At 71.4% G+C, this 1,748-nt stretch carries 1 protein-coding gene; it reads left to right on the plus strand.

All coding sequences use genetic code 11. The features are described from left to right. The first annotated feature begins 344 nt into the window (after positions 1-344). A complete protein-coding gene (locus tag AC3XYG_RS26005) occupies positions 345-1,586 on the plus strand; it encodes a PQQ-dependent sugar dehydrogenase (RefSeq protein WP_489142776.1) in 1,242 nt (413 codons plus the stop codon). Positions 1,587-1,748 lie beyond the last annotated feature (162 nt).

A 1,748-nucleotide genomic window follows, 5' to 3' on the forward strand; every position in this document is an offset into this window, starting at 1 on the left:
GGCGGACAGGCGGGTGCCGTCGGCGCAGCGGTAGCCGACGGTCTGGCTCGCGATCGCTTCGGTCTTCGCGCTCGGGTTCGGGGTGTCGTCGCCGCAGGCGGCCAGCGCGGCGAGCGCCAGCGCGCAGGGGATCAGGGTCAGGCGGCGGGTCATGGCAGTCTCCTCGATACGGCCCGGCGCCGACGGCCGGGCGGGCAATTGCCCCTCTGCAACCCCGCAGCCGGGCATTTGTTTCGCGCCCGCGGCCGCAAGATGAACCTTGTCGGACAATTATCCCATCAGGCCTTTTCCTCGGGACATCCGGCCCACATCTTGGATGAAGAAGAGATGTGGAGGAGACGCCGATGCGAAGCCCGTTCGCGGCCCCAGCTGTGCTCGCCGCTGCCCTGCTCGCCGCCATCCCGTTCCTGGCCCTGCCCGCTTTGGCCCAGGACATCGCGCCGGGCACCCGGTTCGAGGTCCGGCCCGACGCCCTGCCCAAGCCCTATGCCACCGACGCCGTGGCCAACAGCTCCGAGACCGTGGCCCGCACCGATGCGATGCGGCCGCAGGTGCCGAAGGGGCTGACCGCGACGCTGTTCGCCGACGGCCTGTCCGGCCCGCGCGAGCTGTTCGTGCTGCCCGACGGGTCGGTGCTGGTGTCGGAGCCGGAGGCCGGCCGCATCACCCGGCTGGTGGCGGCCGCGGGCGGCGGCAAGGCCCAGGCCGCGCCGTTCGTGACCGGGCTGGACCAGCCCTACGGCATGGCGCTGCGCCAGGATGCGCTCTATATCGCCGATCTCGACGGTCTCTGGCGCCTGCCCTATGCCAAGGGCGATGCCAAGGCCCACGCCAAGCCGCAGCGCATCACCCCGGACGGCGCCTTCGACGGCGGCCAGGGCCATCACAGCCGCAACGTGCTGTGGGACCCCGCCTCCGACCGCTTCTTCGTCGCCATCGGCAGCCGCAACAACATCGGTGAGGAGGCGGCGCCGCGCGCCACCATCCAGGTCTTCGCCGCCGACGGCTCGGGCGGCCGCACCTATGCCTCCGGCCTGCGCAACCCGGTCGCCATGGCGCTGCAGCCGGGCACCGGCAAGCTCTACACCGTGGTCAACGAACGCGACGGCCTTGGCAACGGGCTGGTGCCGGACTACCTGACCTCGGTGCAGGATGGCGGCTTCTACGGCTGGCCCTATTCCTATATCGGCCACAACCCGCAGCCGGATTTGGCCGGCAAGCGGCCCGACCTGGTGCAGAAGGCGATCGTGCCCGATTTGCTGTTCGAATCGCATTCGGCGCCGCTCGACCTCGTCTTCTACGACGGCGCGATGTTCCCCGACTGGCGCGGCGACGCGCTGGTGACGCTGCACGGCTCCTGGAACCGGGCCGACCCGATCGGCTACATGGTGGTGCGGGTGCCGTTCCGGGACGGCAAGCCGCAGGGCGGCTACGAGGCTGTGATGACCGGCTTCCGGCTGAACAAGGGCGACGGCGCAGCCCAGGTCTGGGGCCGCCCGGCCGGGATCACCTCCCTGCCGGACGGGTCGATCCTGGTCTCGGACGACACCGGCGGCACCATCTGGCGTATCGCCAAGGCGCCCTGAGTCAGGCGGTCAGGCCGCGGCCGGCGCGTCGAAGATCAGGCAGGTGGTGCTGGCATGGGCCAGGATGCGGTCGCGGCCGTCGACCAGGGTCGCGTCCGCCACCGCCGTCTGTCGGCCGGCATGGATCACCCGGCCGATGGCGCGGACCGGACCGGATTCGAC

It is taken from the genome of Inquilinus sp., from assembly GCF_057815775.1.

Bases quoted from the DNA above. Each gene is read 5' to 3' on its own strand.
- AC3XYG_RS26005 (WP_489142776.1), top strand. From the start codon at position 345: ATGCGAAGCCCGTTCGCGGCCCCAGCTGTGCTCGCCGCTGCCCTGCTC.